This window comes from Ruegeria sp. BB6, from assembly GCF_056539385.1.
This window is the reverse complement of sequence record NZ_JBQFUW010000012.1, coordinates 51,004-67,036: the sequence shown is the minus strand read 5'-3', so window position 1 is coordinate 67,036 and position 16,033 is coordinate 51,004. Positions and strand designations below refer to the sequence as shown.

12 protein-coding genes are annotated in these 16,033 nt (G+C 58.1%); 2 read left to right on the top strand and 10 right to left on the bottom strand.

The window, feature by feature from the left end:
* Positions 1–29 precede the first annotated feature (29 nt).
* Positions 30–5,693 carry a VCBS domain-containing protein gene (locus tag ACR0B7_RS20540; protein ID WP_480682340.1) on the top strand — a complete coding sequence of 1,888 codons (5,664 nt, stop codon included), beginning with the start codon at positions 30–32 and terminating at the stop codon, positions 5,691–5,693.
* A 322-nt stretch (positions 5,694–6,015) separates the two neighbouring features.
* On the opposite strand, the gene ACR0B7_RS20535 is transcribed toward ACR0B7_RS20540, so the two are convergent.
* From ACR0B7_RS20535 to ACR0B7_RS20510, 6 genes are all read right to left on the bottom strand, one after another.
* Positions 6,016–6,477 carry a hypothetical protein gene (locus ACR0B7_RS20535; protein ID WP_170560363.1) on the bottom strand — a complete coding sequence of 154 codons (462 nt, stop codon included), beginning with the start codon at positions 6,475–6,477 and terminating at the stop codon, positions 6,016–6,018.
* A gap of 256 nt (positions 6,478–6,733) precedes the next feature.
* Positions 6,734–7,555, bottom strand: a complete 822-nt coding sequence (locus ACR0B7_RS20530) for an AAA family ATPase (protein ID WP_170577029.1) — start codon at positions 7,553–7,555, stop codon at positions 6,734–6,736.
* Between the two features lie 922 nt (positions 7,556–8,477).
* Complete coding sequence (locus ACR0B7_RS20525; RefSeq protein WP_217358912.1) at positions 8,478–8,696, bottom strand: DUF3955 domain-containing protein; 219 nt, start codon at positions 8,694–8,696, stop codon at positions 8,478–8,480.
* 76 nt (positions 8,697–8,772) lie between these two features.
* The gene (locus tag ACR0B7_RS20520) at positions 8,773–9,294 is read right to left on the bottom strand and encodes a hypothetical protein (protein WP_170560367.1); all 522 of its coding nucleotides are present in this window, start codon (positions 9,292–9,294) and stop codon (positions 8,773–8,775) included.
* Positions 9,294–10,064, bottom strand: coding sequence for a hypothetical protein (locus ACR0B7_RS20515; RefSeq protein ID WP_170386722.1), 771 nt, complete (start codon positions 10,062–10,064; stop codon positions 9,294–9,296). Before ACR0B7_RS20515 ends, ACR0B7_RS20520 begins: the two co-directional genes overlap by 1 nt.
* A 42-nt stretch (positions 10,065–10,106) precedes the next feature.
* Entirely contained in the window at positions 10,107–10,622 is a 516-nt protein-coding gene (locus tag ACR0B7_RS20510) for a DUF805 domain-containing protein (protein ID WP_170386721.1), read from the bottom strand.
* A gap of 200 nt (positions 10,623–10,822) precedes the next feature.
* Between ACR0B7_RS20510 and ACR0B7_RS20505 the strand changes: the two genes are divergently transcribed.
* Positions 10,823–11,215 carry a hypothetical protein gene (locus tag ACR0B7_RS20505; protein WP_170385925.1) on the top strand — a complete coding sequence of 131 codons (393 nt, stop codon included), beginning with the start codon at positions 10,823–10,825 and terminating at the stop codon, positions 11,213–11,215.
* Positions 11,216–11,845: 630 nt separating this feature from the next.
* Here the strand turns inward: ACR0B7_RS20505 and ACR0B7_RS20500 are convergent.
* The 4 genes from ACR0B7_RS20500 to ACR0B7_RS20485 all read right to left on the bottom strand — a co-directional run bounded on the left by ACR0B7_RS20500 (position 11,846) and on the right by ACR0B7_RS20485 (position 16,022).
* Positions 11,846–12,376, bottom strand: coding sequence for a hypothetical protein (locus tag ACR0B7_RS20500; protein WP_170402035.1), 531 nt, complete (start codon positions 12,374–12,376; stop codon positions 11,846–11,848).
* Positions 12,377–12,751: 375 nt separating this feature from the next.
* Positions 12,752–14,248: a mannitol dehydrogenase family protein gene (locus ACR0B7_RS20495; RefSeq protein WP_170486031.1), complete on the bottom strand. Its 1,497-nt coding sequence runs from the start codon at positions 14,246–14,248 to the stop codon at positions 12,752–12,754.
* Positions 14,248–15,021 (bottom strand): L-iditol 2-dehydrogenase, encoded by a 774-nt coding sequence (locus tag ACR0B7_RS20490; protein WP_170486032.1) that lies wholly within the window; start codon positions 15,019–15,021, stop codon positions 14,248–14,250. The genes ACR0B7_RS20495 and ACR0B7_RS20490 overlap by 1 nt, the downstream gene beginning before the upstream one ends.
* Positions 15,018–16,022, bottom strand: coding sequence for an ABC transporter ATP-binding protein (locus ACR0B7_RS20485; RefSeq protein WP_170418472.1), 1,005 nt, complete (start codon positions 16,020–16,022; stop codon positions 15,018–15,020). The genes ACR0B7_RS20490 and ACR0B7_RS20485 overlap by 4 nt, the downstream gene beginning before the upstream one ends.
* Positions 16,023–16,033 lie beyond the last annotated feature (11 nt).

Sequence of the window (16,033 nt, the reverse complement as noted above, 5' to 3'; positions counted from 1 at the left end):
AGCTGACCTCGACCGGCGGCAAGCTGGATGTGACCGACCCCGATGCAGGCCAGGCGAGCTTCGTGCCGCAGACCGGCGCGGCCGGCGCCCATGGCAGTTTCACCGTCCAGCCCGATGGCACCTGGAGCTACACGCTCGACAATGGCCAGCCGGCGGTACAGGCGCTGAAGACCGGCGAGCAGCTGACCGACACGCTGACCGTCTCCACCGTCGACGGCACCACCAAGCAGATCACCGTCACCATCAACGGCACCGACGACAAGGCCGCGATCTCCGGCACCGCGGTGGGCGCGGTGACCGAGGACAAGCTGACCTCGACCGGCGGCAAGCTGGATGTGACCGACCCCGATGCAGGCCAGGCGAGCTTCGTGCCGCAGACCGGCGCGGCCGGCGCCCAAGGCAGTTTCACCGTGCAGCCCGATGGCACCTGGAGCTACACGCTCGACAATGGCCAGCCGGCGGTGCAGGCGCTGAAGACCGGCGAGCAGCTGACCGACACGCTGACCGTCTCCACCGTAGACGGCACCACCAAGCAGATCACCGTCACCATCAACGGCACCGACGACAAGGCCATCATTGGCGGTGTGGATACGGGGAGTGTCGCAGAGAACACTGCAGGCGTGGACAAGTCCCCTGATCAGCACCAGCCGGGCATCGGAGTGCTGGGAACGGAAACACTGAATGCAAGCGGCCAGCTTACGATTCTTGATCCGGACGCGGGTGAAGCTGTCTTCGACACGCATGGGCTCGGGTTCACCTATCATGGCACCTACGGCGACCTAAATCTTCGAGCGGATGGCACATGGTTCTATTCTGCCGATGCCGGGAACGCGCGCTTCTTTGACGGTCGCCCGACCACGCGCGGTAGTGCGATTGACCAGCTGGGCGAAGGGCAAACGCTTACTGACACGATCACCGTCTATTCCAAGGACGGCACAGCGCATGACATCACGATCACTATCCACGGCAGTAACGATGCCCCCTATTGTGCGTCCGAGGTCACGCTTGCGCCCGGCACCGAGGACACCGCACAAACACTGACCAAGGCGCAATTGCTTGCAAACACGGTCGAGGTGGATGCCAATGATGCAGGCAAACTGTCCATCGCAGGGCTGCGAGCCGATCACGGCTCGATCCGGGACAATGGCGACGGCACCTTTACGTTCACGCCCGCCCGCGATTACAACGGCGCGGTCCACTTCACCTACGACGTAACGGATGCCCATGGCGGGGTGACCCATACCGGAGCAACCACAACGCTCGCTGCGGTCGGCGATCCTGCGACAATTACCGATGCTAGTATTCCTTCGGTGACCGAGGACAGGGGCTACATCAACACACATTACGAACTTCAGGTGTACGGGAAGCTTGACATTTCTGACCCGGATCCGGGCGAGGCGCGGTTTGATGGCAACATAGGACCGCAGACATCTGCGGGTGTTGGCTATGATACACAGCTTGGCGGTCACGTTCTATTGCAGCCGGATGGCAATTTCATCTACTACCTCGACAATCGGCTGGCGGTCGTACAACAGCTTGGTGCTGGACAGACCGTCAAGGACACTGTGACGATCCGTTCGGTAGACGGAACCACCCATCAGATTGAGATTACGGTTCATGGCACCAATGACGCGCCTGTTTTGACGGCCGCGACGGCGTCAGCCACCGAGGACGGGTCCTCGGTCACGGGTCAGATGTCGGCGACAGATGTGGATACAGGAGACACGCTGACCTATTCTCTGGGCCACCAGGCACCCGCCGGGTTCTCGCTGAACCCCGATGGGAGTTGGAGTTTTGATCCAACCGACGCGGCCTATCAGCACCTTGCCGCAGGCGCGACCGAGCAGGTCACCATCCCCGTCAAGGTCACTGACGGCACCGCCACAGACACGCAAGACCTGACCATCACCGTCACCGGAACAAACGACGGACCGGCGGTCACCGGCCCGGTCACACTGCCCGGCGGGACCGAGGACAAACCGGTACAGATCACAGCGGCCCAGCTGCTGGCACATGCCACGGATATCGACACCGGCGACCAGCTCTCGGTGACCGGGCTGAGCGCCAGCCACGGAACCATCACCGGCGACGCGGCCCACGGCTTCACCTTCACGCCGGACGCCAATTACAATGGCCCAGTGACACTGAGCTACACCGTCACCGACGGTCATGGTGGAAACACCGCGCAAACCGCCAACCTGACATTGGCGGCAGTCGGAGACGCTGCCATTATTGGCGGCGTTGATACCGGCGATGTGACGGAAAACACAGCTGGAGTGGACATGTCGCCCGACCAGCATCAGCTGGGTATGTCGACGCTCGATCAGGAAACTATCAAGGCTTCTGGGACATTGACGATTATCGATGCCGATGCTGGCGAGGCGTCCTTCGATACCCATGGGCCGGGATACACATATCACGGCACGTACGGAGACCTGATGCTCCGCGAGAATGGCGAATGGTTCTACAGCGCTGACGTCGGAAAGTCGCGGTTCTTTGACGGGCGGCCCACCACCCGCGGCACGGCGATTGATCAGCTGGGCGAGAATCAGACGCTCACCGACACGATCACTGTGCATTCCAAGGATGGCACGCCGCATGACATCGTGATCACCATCCATGGCAGCAATGACCGGCCTTATTGCTCTTCTGAAGTCGTTCTACGGGCTGGTACCGAGGACACGGCGCAGACGCTCACCAAGGCGCAGCTTCTCGCCAACACGGTCGATGTGGACGCCAATGATGCGGGCAAACTCACCATCGACGCGCTGCGGGTCGATCACGGCTCGGTCCGCGCCAACCCTGACGGCACCTACACCTTCACCCCAGAAAAGGATTACAACGGCAACGTTCACTTCACCTATGACGTGAAGGATGCCCATGGCGGTGTGACCCATACTGGAGCCACGACGACCCTCGTACCAGTAGGCGATGCCGCGGTTGTTTCCGGCACGGATACGGGCGATTTGACCGAAGACAAGAATGTCGGACCGTCTTCGGCGCATCCGATTGTCGCCGACGGAACCTTGAGCGTCTCGGATCCCGACGGAACCGCATGGAACCACTTCCATTACTCCATGTGGGGAGAACATGCGGTCTCTGATCCTTTTGGCGGAAGCCTCCATATCGATCGCTATGGAAACTGGCATTACGCAGTGGATAACTCGCATGCTGCGGTCCAGAGCCTCGCAGCAGGTGAGGAGGGCTATGCTACCTATCGGGTGAGCACGGCCGATGGAACAACCCATCAAATCAAGATCACGATCCACGGGACGAACGACGCGCCTGTTCTGTCTGCCGCGACGGCCTCGGCGACGGAGGATGGCAAGGCGGTCTCCGGGCAGATGTCGGCGACCGATGTGGATACGGGCGACACGCAGACCTATTCGCTGGGCGGCGCTGCGCCGGCCGGCTTCACGTTGAATGCGGACGGCAGCTGGAACTTTGATCCGACCGACGCGGCCTACCAGCATCTTGCGGCGGGTCAGCCGCAACAGATCACCATCCCGGTCACGGTCACCGACAAGACCGGCGCCACCGACACCGAGAACCTCGTCATCACCGTGACAGGCACCAATGACGGCCCCAGCGTCAGCGGCCCGGTCGCCCTGCCCGGCGGCACCGAGGACAAGACGGTACAGATCACGGCGGCGCAGTTGCTGGAGCATGCGACGGATGTCGACACCGGCGATCAGCTGTCGGTCACGGGGCTGACGGCGAGCCACGGCACGATCACGTCCAACCTGGACGGGTCGTTCACCTTCACGCCGGACAAGGACTATAACGGCCCCGTCAGCCTGAGCTATCAGGTGACCGACGGTCACGGCGGAAACACCGCACAGAAAGCGTCTCTCACGCTTGGCGCAACGCCCGATGCTTCGATCATCACGGGAACAGATTCCGGGCATGTCAAGGAGGACAACGCTCCGTCCACATCCGGCAAGCTGAACATCTCGGATCCGGATGGTGGCGTCGCGGCTTTTGTACCTGTGACAAATGCTCAGGCACCGCACAACGCTGGAACCTATTCAATCGACGCCGCCGGAAACTGGACCTTCACCCTGCCTCCTTCGCGGCAGTCCCTGCACGAAGGCGAGCTCATCTACGACTACTTTGAGGTGCGTGGTGTCGACGGCACGACTCATCGCGTCAACATTACAGTTGAGGGCACCGCGGATGTTCCCAAGATCACGGGCGATACATCTGGGACCGTGGTCGAGGACACCAGGACTGTGGCCCGCGGAACCCTCAACGTACACGATCCGGATTGGGGACAGAGCGGCACCGATCGTACGAACTATGGGCAGCCCAGACCTTCGGACGGTGGTTTTGGCGCTTATGAGATCGACAGCCGCGGTCACTGGACCTATCGGGTCGATCAGACAGACGGCAGGGTTCAAGCGCTTGGTGAGGGAGAAACCCTCACCGACTCATTCACCGTCACAACGCTGGATGGCACAAAGCAGCCGGTCCAGATCATCATAACCGGGACGAATGATGCGCCGATTGTAACGCCGGGAGATCTTGGCGCCACACAACCAGGTGCGGGTAAAACCATCTCGACCGCAGATTTGCTGGCGGCTGTTCATGCAACCGATGTGGACCGAGGCGATCAGCTGTCTATCTCAAATGTTCAGGTCGACCCGCAATATGGAAGCTTCCACCAATCTGGCGGCAATTGGGTGTTTACCCCCGCAGCTGGCGCCAGCCATACCGATGTCCCAGTAACGATTTCCGTCACGGACGGACATGCAACACGCAGTGCAACGGCGACGTTGGATGTGACCGCGGCGCCGACACCGCCCACTGCAACTCAGGTACATGGTACGGGCACGACCCATCTTTCCGGCACACTGACCGGCGGATCAGGTGGCTGGTCGATCGACAACGGGCACGGACACGGCGTGTTGTCGCTCCAGGGCCAATACGGGACATTGACCATCAACCCGCAAACTGGACACTTTGATTATCACTACCAAGCGCAATCTGCAGTGATCAAACACGGCGGCGGCGGAGCAGCATCGGGGCGTCACACCGACACTTTCCACATCCTCCAGCATGGCGCGCACACGTCCGATGCAGATGTGCAGGTCAATATCAACGTCCAGAGCGTGCATGGAGCGAGCGGCCACCACGTCGATCAAACGACCCTGATCGGTATCGATATTGTTCCGGTAACACCACAGCAACACGACTCCCCGAGTGACGATGGGCCAGTTTTCGAAGTGACGCTTGGCGACGATACTCAGGACCCGTCTGCTGCCGCGCTCGGACTGACCGACGACATGGATGTATCTCTCGCCGCGAGGGCAGGCAGCGAGAACGATCCCGCTATTCAGGATAGCAGAGGCTTCGATACCCCAGACGAGCACCACGGGCAGGACGGCTCATCTCTCCATCAAGGCGACCCGGTGAACGCCTATCTTGATGCAGTTGGGGCGGGCCCGTATTCCGACGTTCCGACACAGCTACAGGATTCCGAGCCGGCCAATCCCTACACTGCGGCGCTCGGTGTTGATGCGGATATGCTGACCGACGCACCGACGCTGGATCCAACCATGCTGGATGATCCCGCGGCGGCCGAGGATCTGAGTTCGGACAGAGTGACCAGTGATGAAGGGATCGACCTCCCGCATGATGAACCGCTTGTTCCATTGCCGGAGGAGGACGACCCTTCAGCCAACTCAGGTTGATCCTGATCAGGTCTATCCGGCCTGCTGGGTGACGAAGGGGGCGGAGAACCGATCAACTGCCGGGGACAGTTCGGGCAGCGCATCGCGCCGCTGGAAACCGTCGATAGGCGCTGCCAGACGAATGCGAACGGGGCTCCGAATGGACAGCGAGCCTGCCTCCGATATCGCGCAAATTCCACCCACGCGACGAGAGCGGGGTAATGGTTCAATTTCTTGGCCCGTCTAAGAGTACGGGAAGCAATCGCGTTTCGTAATCATCGGACGCGACTCAACTTCTTGTCTCGAGGCAGCTGAACTTACCCTTGCATCGCCTACCAAAAGGTTATTTTTCCACATCCGTCGAAAAGAAAAAGGTGCCACAAATGCCCTCTTCGGCGACCCCAGTCGGTATTTCCGCTCCGGTGAACATGGCAATGCCCAGGTACGCATACCCTGAGCTTTCTTCATCCCAAGCTGCCATAAAGGTTACTGGCTGGTCCCCACAAAGCGTGTTTTGTTGCCGAAGTTGTCCGGCGTCTCCTGAGACCCTGAAGACTTGTGCGACGGGTACATTGCCAGATGCTCCCCATCTACCCGAAGCTGCATCGTCGACCACATTCAGATCGAGAAACCCACCAGTCTCAAAGACCATGCGCTTTTTCGACAGGATCACCGGTCCGGTGATCGCAACAGCTGTTTCGCTATAAGGACGAAGGGCTTTGGCGTCCGCCAGAACAGGTTGAGATGTTGCGGGGTCGCCGATGGCTCCGATCAAGAGCAATGCCAAATATGTCCAACGAGCCATACTTTTCCTCTGATTCATGTGGCCGAGCGATATCGCTGGCATGAACAATAGGCAGGATCCGAGTTGAACTCTACCTACCGCTGAGGTTGCCCTCGCCATACAGGTGCACGCGTTCGGAATGCGCATACTGGCGAGATCGCCCGTGGGGTGCGAGCTCATTCGTGACGCACCGAAGTTCAACTCAACCTCACAGCAGCTGTCCATTTAAGGCTTGTTGAACGGCGACACCGTGCCCAATGGAAAGGAGTTCTGTTCATCAATCGAATGGCCAGTGCGTACCGTTGCCGGATTTGTCTTCCCGAGACGCCTCCATCTCCTGAAGGGCGTCGGTGACGAAATCGATCGGAGATCGGGTGAAGGCGCGGTAAAGCTTGAAGTGCTGGGTTGCTTCCAATGTCGTTTTGGTAATCCCGTGTCGCGTGATTTCAAGCAAGCTAGCGTTCGGTAGGGCCATGAGGATCGGTGAATGGGTGGCCACGATGACCTGCGAGATTGCCGTTCGCTGAATACGATCAAGAATTGCGAGAAGCTCCAACTGACGCTTCGGCGACAGAGCACTTTCAGGTTCATCCATGAAATAGATACCCTGTTGCGACATGCGTTCTTTGAAAAATCTCACTAAGCCCTCGCCATGACTCCATGACAAGAAGTCCGGGGGCGCATTGCCACTGTCTTCCGCAGCGATATCAAGGTATCGGGCCACTGAGAAGAAGGTTTCCGCCTTTATGAACCAGCCACTTGTAACTTTGGGCAGCCAACTCGCGCGAAACACGTCGGCCAACCCAGCACCGCTCTGGTCTATCGCGCGGGCGTGATCGACGGGACGATAGCCCTTGCCGCCACCGGCCTCGTCGTAGCCACTGAGTGCCGCTATGGCCTCTACCAATGTTGATTTCCCGGTACCGTTCTCACCGACCAGAATGGTCACTGGGGTTGTGAAGCGCAACTCGAAGCCCTCACGGTCCAGCCAGGGAAGGTCATAGGGGTAGCCCGACTTGCCTTCGATCACATCATCTCTCAAGACAATACGCTGCAAGAACGGAGCAGGGAGTTTTGTGATCGGCCTGCGACGGCTCACAAAAGCCTCCTTTTGAACGCTAGGTAGTGCCCAGGAGACGATTGCAGCCTTATTTGCACTTGTTGGCTCATTTTTGCGGCACCCAGCCGCAATAAGTCAGCACCTGAAACGACGACGAGTCCTCGGCCACCTGATTGATAACCAAAACTCTGTTTGAGTCCAGCGGGCTCAAGAGTTGTCGATAGGTGTATGATTTGCCGTCAAAGGTGCACTTCAAGTCGACTATTTGTACTGCAGTCCCACGCAATGCTTGCACTTGATCGTATTCACAGGAGCTATCGTCTGACTTCCGACCTTCATCGTCGTAAATCACGTAACCGGCCCTCAAATCACCGTACTCTTCAGAAATGCGCGCGCCGTCCGAGCATGAAAGGCCCTCAGGGACATAAAGACCAGAGAAATGGACGGCCTCAGCCCACAACTTGCTTGAGGACCATATGAAAGCGGCTAACAACAGGCACAATGATCTTGTCTGGTTCATTGAAACACGCTCACCCTTCGTTCCAGCATCACACGAAGAGTCTGAAAACGATGCCGCAGTGTCAACGGCGCGACACGGAGTAGAGGGTGTAACTATTGGTCTGGGTAACAATCGAGGCCGATGTTTCGGAAACCAATGTTGCCGCCGCAGAGCTCCCCGTCGGGCAAGTGACGAGGTCTGCGGCATCATCCAAGAACTCGACCGTGAAGGCTGACTCGCCGGTTAGTTTGCAGTCGTCATAAGCGGAACGGTGGCCTCGCACGAAAACCAGTTCTGGATCCGGTTCGCTGATTGCTACATTCGGCGCAGAGCCAGTGCACCCAGCGAGCATACCGAGGCAGAGCAACAAGCAGCAAGCGGTCAGGGAGCTTGCGCGCGTCGCTATGGACGTAAGCGGCACGAAACGAACCGCGGAGTAAACGCTTTGCATGAGCTGGGTCTTCATTTGGCCCGGCCCCAGTTCTTGATGATTCGGGCAACAAGTGCGGCCATCAGCGCAACGCCACCGATCAGGACAAAAAACCAACCGAGGGCCAGCAAATGGAAAGGCTCCTGCAGGATGCCGTCCTCATCGACATGCGATCCCTGAACCGCGTATCCTGTCCAAAACGCAAGGCCCAGGCCCAGCAAGACAAGGGAGATGAGCGTCAGCTTTCTCACGTGCATTTACTCCGTTGGCCATAGCGCCGGACGGTGCAAGACGCTTCTGGGCGGTCGATCGGCCTTCCCATGCGGGTCACTCCCATTCCGCGCCTGTCGTGCGCCATTCCTTCGCGTCGCTGTCCCATGTGCTGGCCGTCACGCATGGCGTCGGACTGATACCGCCGCATTGCGAGCCGTGTACATCCGCTAGAAGAACCTTGTTCGGCCCGAGATCCGCCAGGCCCCACCCCTGGTTAAACAGGGAATGAAGGACGTCCTCCACGAGGAAATGCGACATGCACCCCCCCGTACCGCAGTACAGAGAGGCCGCCGTTGAACAGGAGAAACCGCGCTCGTTCAGCACCCAGTCGAGGTACAGGTCGCCATCCAGATCGACCCGGTCGACGGCCTCCCATTCGAGGTAAAAGGTGCCATTGTTGAACTCGGCGCAAGCCTGCCGGGCCGTCTCGACTTTTTTCTGCAGCTGTTTGGGAAGATCGGAAACATCGGCGGATGACGCCGACGTAACAAAAGCAAGCCAGGACGCGGCCCAAAACCCAAGAAACCTCAGGGGCTTGGCCGTTCCAATCTGCGGTTCTGTTTCACGCCAGAGCATCAATTGCACTTATCATACTGGTAATCCCCATATTCCAGCCAATCTTTGCCACCATCGCTGAACACTAGCGTTTCCGATCTATCCTCGCCAAGGAGTGCGACGACGAACCCCTTCGGAGCTGCCGCATTGCCAAAGAAACTGTAGGCCGTCATGGCCCGTGTCACCTTACCATTAACGGTCAGCAGGGCATCCCATTCGCCATCCGGAGTGTCGAGGATCACGTATTCGATCTGACGTTTGACGTCACCGCCGCCACAATAAACCACGCCCTCCGGGGCCTCGGTGCTTGCTATCTCCTGTGCCGCTCCGCCGCAGGCAGACCTGAGTGACTTGATGGCTGCACTGGACCCCGCGAGGTCGAAGATTCCATAGGTGATGTCCTGTTCGACCATGGAAAGGTTGACCGAGGCATTTGCCGCCAACTGATCCAGGACGAAACCGTAATCCTGCGCATCATTGAACGCGATCTCGACCGGGTAGTTGTCAACGATTTGAATGCTGGCGTTGTCCTGCCCGACCTGGAAAGCACCAGCTTCGGTCGTTCCGTCCTGCATGAAACGGATCGACAGTCCCCGCTTGGCCACTATGTCCTCGCTGTCTTCGTAGCCCGCGGGCGCAAAGCGAATTCGGTCGCATTGGAGCTCCAGCGTGGAGTCGTTGGATTGGATGAAAGCATTTGCTGTCGGTCCGGCAACGAAATTCCACTCTGCAAGGACTGGCGTAGCGATGGCGCAGGCCATCGCAAAGCCTAAAGGCATTTTTCGTTTCATTCTGGCTCCCCTCAAATCTCAACAGCTAATCTGGCAAGTTAGTCACGCTGCCGGTGGCCCGTAGGGGTTGGCCCCTTCCTCGGACGGCCGGGTCAGCCACCAGATCATCATGACCGTCAAGACCAATTGCAGCACCCAGACTACGATCATCCCGGTTACTCCGAGGAACGCTGCTGGGCCGCGCAGAACTTCCGGATCGTCTACGCCGCCCTCCAGTACGGAGAAGACCGCAACACCGCTCAGAATCGCAACCATGGTCGCAAACCCCAACGCCATTGGTAGAAGAAGGTACCATCCCGGGCGTCCGGTGTCGTGCAGTCGGCGCCACCCAGCAGCAAGCATCGGTAAGAAAACCGCGACTTGAAATAAGGGGTTAAGGACACTCGTGCCTTCGCCGGTTTCGGGGTTTGCGCCGAACATCGCCCTGTCTAGGACCGAAAAAACGATGTTGCACAAGATGACGAAAAGCACGAACCACCAGTATTCCGAACGTGTTGCCCGCCCTGAAAAGACGACGTATTTCGAAAGGCAGACTTTGATCGATTGCACAAACCCCATTCCAAGCTTACCTTTCTGTGGTTTTGCATTTGAAACTCCGTCATGGCATAGGATTTTGCGTTGCTAGTCAAGCCGCAAGACACGGCCTTCACCGTCGCCTGAAGCGGCTAAACAGACAGAGGATCCCGATGCCTTCAAAGCGAATTTTAGTAGTAGGCACTGCACTTGTTGCTGTTTGCGCCGCGTTCTGGGCTGGTTCAGTGATCCAGAAAGCCGCCTATCTTGACCGATGCCTCGATCTGGGCGGAGGCCGGGTCCCCGGCAACTACCCGATATGCGTGATCGATGGCACAACGGCACCCCTTCAACTTGGACCGATCGTAGTAACGGCGCGGGAGATTGTCGGTGGCGAAATACGCGAGGATCCAAATGGCCAGCCTCTTGTCGAGTTACGCCTAGTCCCTGACATTGCCGCTGCCCTTTCGGCATTCACCAAGGCATCTGTGGGTGGTTCGCTTGACATCAAGGTAGATGGAAGCCTGCTTCGCTCGGTCAACATCGTTGAAGGCGTTGAGGGAGACCGATTGATTCTTCCCATGCCCAAATCAGATGCGCATACACTCTCTCAAAGGCTCGAGCTGGACGGCCTTTGAGCCAGGATTTACACCTGAGTGGCGACTGGCTAGTGGTCGAAATCCGCTTCGACACAACTCGATGCCGCCGAATCCCGGGCCAGAGTCCGTGCCCGTGTGACGTTCTGGTTCGTTCATACGGATAGGTCAGAGGCCTGCACAGTTTGCACCTCGGACATCTCTGCAGTTGGTTTCCCTGTGAGTGGATTCAAAGTCTGCTCTTCTATCTGCGGCGCTGCTAACAATTTTGAGTTTCGAATTGCCACACTTGCGAGCGTCAGCACGGGACCACTTCCGGAATGGGCTCGAAGCAGACATTCGCTGCAACTTGCTTGAACGTCTCCTTCGCGGAAAATTTTACTGAAGCGGGAGATGCGTCTTCTTGCTTCAGTTCGTACAAGTGTTGCTAATAACGCTTTTCTCCTAGGTGCGCGATACCCGAAGCCAGTAGTCGTCTTGCCTCGTAGAGTTCACGCTGACCAGACATTAGGTTTGGAGGTAGAGCACCTATCTTTTCAGAATGCCGAATTGATATCTCTAACCTATCAGCCGCTTCGATTGCGGCTTTTAGTGCAGCCTTGATGGCGGTGCTATCAGAAATGGGCAGGCGAGTTCCAGCCATTCCTCCGTTGTCTGTCCATGACCCTCTCTTCATTTTTGTTCCTCGCTCAGGCGGCCCCATTTTGGTAGTAGTGACTTATCAATTGCGGCGGTCGTTCTATCCGTACGTCGCATTTCCTCGACCTCCGCACGGAGTGCGGACAGTTCTTCAAGCCCTTTGAGCTGGGCGTGACGACCCAGAACATCCTGAAGAAGCCTTGCCTGTTGCAAGCTGATTTCGCCCCGCGATGCTGCAGTTGTGGTCCGCTCTGAAGCGACGAGGATATCTTCAATTGAGCTCAATTTGTTCCTGTCAGCCAATTGAACGAAGTCAGAGCGTGTAGGAGGCCGAACCCGATCAACGAGCCATTGGGCTACGGTTGGATTGCCGTTATCAAGCTCGTCGGAAATTACATCAGTGGCGCGCCCGAGCATCTCTTCAAGCCGTTCGCCCGCAAGCCGTGCTGCGCGTGCTTTAATGCCATTTGCGCCCCGCGGTCGGCCGGTTGACTTTGGCGGTTTGTGCCCGGGCAGGAACTTGCCATCCGGGCCGCGTTTAGCTTGTTGCTCGTCATGCGGCATAGAACCGTCAATCTCGTCATTTATACGTCAATAATACTGACATAATAGCTTAACTTTGCGTTCTTGTCACTGTCTTCTGATTGACCCGTGGGTTAGCCCAATTGACAGCAGTTGAAGTCAGGAGAATTCAGTAATATGTGGGGTTTTATGTGGGGGCGAGATGTCCCAGCTGGCGGAAAACGCAGCGTTTTCAATGAGGGTATGGTGGCCCTAGGCTCCACCAAAATCCCCGCAATTTTCATAGTCCGCGAATTCAGTCCGGTTGGCGTTTGCCTGTCCGTTCTGATCCCCGCGAGCAACCGCTCCCCTTCTATTGCCACAAGGGGTTTTGCTGGCAGCGCAGGGACGGCCGCCGCTGAACCTGACCGCAGATGGCTATTCCGCGTCGCCCAAATAAGCCCTGATTGCGCGGCGGCTGCCGTCACTCCAGATACGGGTGAGCCAATTTGAGAACGCATCCGAGAATTGGGCCACCGTCACCGCATCGCCGTAGAGCTTGCGATTTTCGATCCAAACGCGCGGATTTTCCTTTGCAGCAAGGGCACGCGATTGCAACTGCCCCCAAATCGGGTCGTTCGCCTCGATTTCCGTCCCATCTTCGCGCGTTCCTGAACACATCCGGCACCAGAACGCCTCGGCCAGGGCAAGCCCACCCAACGATGAGCCCGCCTCTATCGCATCGCGCAACGTTGGCAGCAAAAATCCAGGGTGACGGGACGAGCCGTCAAAGGCCACGCGGCGCGTTGTGTCGTGGATGGCCTGGTTCGCGAAACGCCTCTCGATCAGGTCCAGATATCCCAATGGGCTCAGGCCGGGGACAGGTTTTACATGTTCGACAATGTCATCGACCTGAACCTTTCTGAAAAAGGCGGAAATGTCCTTGTCCTGCATACATTCAGCTATGGTCGGGACATGTAGAACCTCCCCCACATTGGCAAGGATCTGATGGCCGCCGTTCAGAATGCGCAGTTTCATCGCTTCGTAGGAGTGAACGTCGGCTGTCATTGTAACGCCAACGTCCTCCAGCTGAGGACGGCCAGCGCAAAAATTGTCCTCGATCACCCATTGGCGAAAGTTCTCGTGTGTCACAGGCGCGCGGTCATCCAGACCCAAGGCGCGGCATTGGGAAATAACCTGTTCGGTCGTTGCAGGAACGATGCAGTCAACCATCGAGTTCGGAAATGCCCCGTTCTCGTCGATCCAGTCGGCCAGAGCGGGGTCGGACAAGCGAGCGAGATCGACGACGCACCCTCGAAGAATCCTGCCGTTGCCTTGAAGGTTGTCACAGCTCAGGGCTGTGAACGGCCGCGCCCCGGCGATCATGCGCTGTTTCAACGCCGCGACGATTGCTCCGAATACGGTGACGGGGCTGTCCGGGTGCTGCGCGTCATGGCGGATGTCATCGTGCGACGTGTCAAAATCGCCCGTATTGGCGTCAAGGTAGTACCCGCCTTCGGTCACTGTAAGCGAGACGATACGTATGGCAGGGTCCGCCATTTCCTGGATCAACGGGGCGTTTCCCTCCTCGATCGGCAGATAATCCACCATCGGCCCGATCACCTCGGCGGACACGCCTGAAGGGTCCAATTCGATCAGCGTTGTGAGACAGTCCTGATCCATCAGCTTGCGGCGCATGTCCGCGTCATAGGCGCGAACCCCGGCCCCGATAATGGCCCAGTCCAGCGCGGCTCCTGTCTGCATCAACTGATGAATGTACCACGCCTGATGTGCACGATGAAAATTGCCCAACCCAATGTGAACAATGCCGGGCGTCAGGTCGTCCCTTTGGTAACGTGGCCGACCTATGTCGGGGCGCAGATCAGCGAGTGCGCCGCGCCCGAGCCGTACCGGTGGAGTGGTCAGAGGGTTCATCAGCTCATCCAGTTTCCGCCATCGACATTGTATGTCTGGGCCACGATGTATTCGGCGTCGTCCGAGGCCAGAAAAACCGCCATGCCTGTCAGATCCTCGGCCGACCCCATGCGTCCGAATGGCACTGCAGCCGCAACTTCCCGCTTTTTTTGACCCGGCTCCTTTCCTTCGTATTTGGCAAAAAACGCGTCTACACCGTCCCAATGCTCGCCATCGACAACACCAGGTGCGATGGCATTCACGTTGATCCCCTGCGAGATCAGGTTCAGACCCGCTGATTGGGTCAGAGAGATAACGGCCGCTTTACTGGCGCAGTAGACCGCGACCAGTGGCTCACCGCGCCGCCCGGCCTGAGACGCCATGTTTATGATGCGGCCCTTCACCTTGTTCTGAATCATGTGCCGCGCCACGGCCTGTAACGTGAAAAGCGTTCCGGCAACATTGATGTCGAAGACACGCTGATAATCGACGCGGTCGATTTCGGTGATCGGTGCTGCGGTAAAGATCGCGGCGTTGTTGATCAGGATGTCGATGGGTCCGAACTGCGCAGCGGTTTCGGCAACGGCAGCGTCGATGCTGTTTTGATCGCAAACGTCCATCTCGACTGCGACCGCAGCAGAGCCAATTTCATCCGCTGCAAGCCGTGCCCGGCCTATATCGATATCGGCAATGGAAACGCGCGCGCCTTCCGTTACATACGCCTTGGCGAATGCCAGACCGATCCCCCGCGCGGCACCTGTAATGAGTGCAGTTTTCCCTTCCAGCCGTCTCATTCAATCCTTAGCCCCTGCGCATCAAAACGATGAATGACATCCGCGCGCGGAGTCAGGTGGATGCGATCTCCGTGGCGGAATCCGACCTCGCCATCGGCACGGACAGTGATTGTTTCGGCCAATCCCGTCTCATGCACATGGAAGAACGTGTCCGAGCCGAGATGCTCGGATACGCTGACAACGCCCGACCACTCTCCGCTGCTGTCAGACACAGCGATATGTTCGGGGCGAATTCCGATCGTGTGCGCGTCATGTTTCGCGGCTTCTTCGCCAGAAATGAAGTTCATCTTGGGCGAGCCGATGAACCCGGCCACAAACAGGTTTCGCGGTGTTCGGTACAGCTCGAGCGGGCTGCCAACCTGTTCGATAATCCCGGCTTGAAGGACAACGATCTTGTCGGCCATCGTCATCGCTTCTACCTGATCGTGGGTGACGTAGATCATAGTGGTTTCAAGCCGCTCATGAAGTTCACTGATTTCAAGCCTCATGCCGACCCGCAACGCGGCGTCGAGGTTGGAGAGAGGCTCGTCAAAGAGAAAAGCTGCGGGTTCGCGAACGATGGCACGCCCGATTGCCACGCGCTGGCGCTGACCGCCCGACAATTGTCCGGGACGGCGGTCGAGGTAGTCGGTCAGGTTCAAAACCTGTGCAGCCCCCTCTACGCGGCGGTCAATTTCAGCCTGATCCAGCTTGGCCATGCGCAATGGGAAGGCAATGTTTTTGCGAACGGACATGTGCGGATAAAGCGCGTAGGACTGGAAAACCATCGCCAATCCGCGTTTGGCGGGCGGCACATCCGTGGCATCTGCCCCATCGATATCGATGGACCCCGACGTTATATCCTCCAGACCCGCAATCAGGCGCAAAAGGGTGGACTTTCCGCACCCCGATGGGCCGACGAAGACGGTGAACTCGCCATCCTCGATGGTCAGATCCAGCGGTGGGATAACCTGCACGTCGCCGAAGCTCTTGGTCACGGACTTGAGTTGTATGCGTCCCATAAATCGTCTTC

What these genes read in the sequence shown, in the direction of transcription:
- ACR0B7_RS20510 (WP_170386721.1), bottom strand. Translation starts at nt 10,622, where the DNA reads ATGGGGTTTGTGCAATCGATCAAAGTCTGCCTTTCGAAATACGTCGTC.
- ACR0B7_RS20490 (WP_170486032.1), bottom strand. Translation starts at nt 15,021, where the DNA reads ATGAGACGGCTGGAAGGGAAAACTGCACTCATTACAGGTGCCGCGCGG.
- ACR0B7_RS20495 (WP_170486031.1), bottom strand. Translation starts at nt 14,248, where the DNA reads ATGAACCCTCTGACCACTCCACCGGTACGGCTCGGGCGCGGCGCACTC.
- ACR0B7_RS20515 (WP_170386722.1), bottom strand. Translation starts at nt 10,064, where the DNA reads ATGAAACGAAAAATGCCTTTAGGCTTTGCGATGGCCTGCGCCATCGCT.
- ACR0B7_RS20520 (WP_170560367.1), bottom strand. Translation starts at nt 9,294, where the DNA reads ATGCTCTGGCGTGAAACAGAACCGCAGATTGGAACGGCCAAGCCCCTG.
- ACR0B7_RS20500 (WP_170402035.1), bottom strand. Translation starts at nt 12,376, where the DNA reads ATGCCGCATGACGAGCAACAAGCTAAACGCGGCCCGGATGGCAAGTTC.
- ACR0B7_RS20485 (WP_170418472.1), bottom strand. Translation starts at nt 16,022, where the DNA reads ATGGGACGCATACAACTCAAGTCCGTGACCAAGAGCTTCGGCGACGTG.
- ACR0B7_RS20535 (WP_170560363.1), bottom strand. Translation starts at nt 6,477, where the DNA reads ATGGCTCGTTGGACATATTTGGCATTGCTCTTGATCGGAGCCATCGGC.